The sequence below is a fragment of the Actinacidiphila sp. bgisy145 genome, from assembly GCF_057708125.1.
This window is the reverse complement of record NZ_JBYIRL010000124.1, coordinates 1-748: the sequence shown is the minus strand read 5'-3', so window position 1 is coordinate 748 and position 748 is coordinate 1. Positions and strand designations below refer to the sequence as shown.

The 748-nt window shown below is 68.6% G+C and carries 1 protein-coding gene; it reads left to right on the top strand.

What is annotated here, in order from left to right:
• On the top strand, positions 1-748 hold a 748-nt coding region (locus AC3ERT_RS36580; protein ID WP_435179499.1), incomplete at both ends, for a ketoacyl-synthetase C-terminal extension domain-containing protein.

The window sequence follows — 748 nt, the reverse complement described above, 5'->3', positions numbered from 1 at the left end:
CGGTCCCTCGCAGCAGCGGGTGATCCGGGCCGCGTTGGCCAGTGCGGAGTTGCAGCCGGGTGATGTGGATGTGGTGGAGGCGCATGGCACTGGGACGGCGTTGGGTGATCCGATCGAGGCACAAGCGCTGCTGGCCACTTATGGGCAGGATCGTGATCCGGCGCGGCCGTTGTTGTTGGGGTCGGTGAAGTCGAACATCGGTCACACGCAGGCGGCCGCTGGTGTCGCGGGCGTCATCAAGATGGTGCAGGCGATGCGGCACGGGATGCTTCCGCAGACCCTGCACGTGGACGCTCCGTCCTCCCACGTGGACTGGTCGGCGGGGGCGGTGGAGTTGCTGACGGCGCCGCGTGAGTGGCCGGCGGGTTCTGGTCCGCGGCGGGCGGGTGTGTCGGCGTTCGGGATCAGTGGCACCAACGTCCACCTCATCCTTGAGCAGCCTGTGCAGGAGGGGGTGGAGTCTGTCTCGGAGGTGGGGCCGGAGTCTGCGGGTTCGGTGGTGTGGGTGGTGTCGGCGCGGTCTGATGCGGCGTTGGTGGCGCAGGCGGGTCGGTTGGCTGAGTTCGTCGATGCTCGCCCTGAGTTCTCGGTCGGGGATGTGGCGTTGTCGTTGGCGGTGACGCGGACGACGGGGTTTGCGCACCGGTTGGCGGTGGTGGGCCGGGATCGTGGTGAGTTGGTGGAGGGGTTGGCTGCTGCTGTGTCGGGGCGGGAGTCGGCCGGTGTGGTGTCTGGGAGTGCGGCTTCT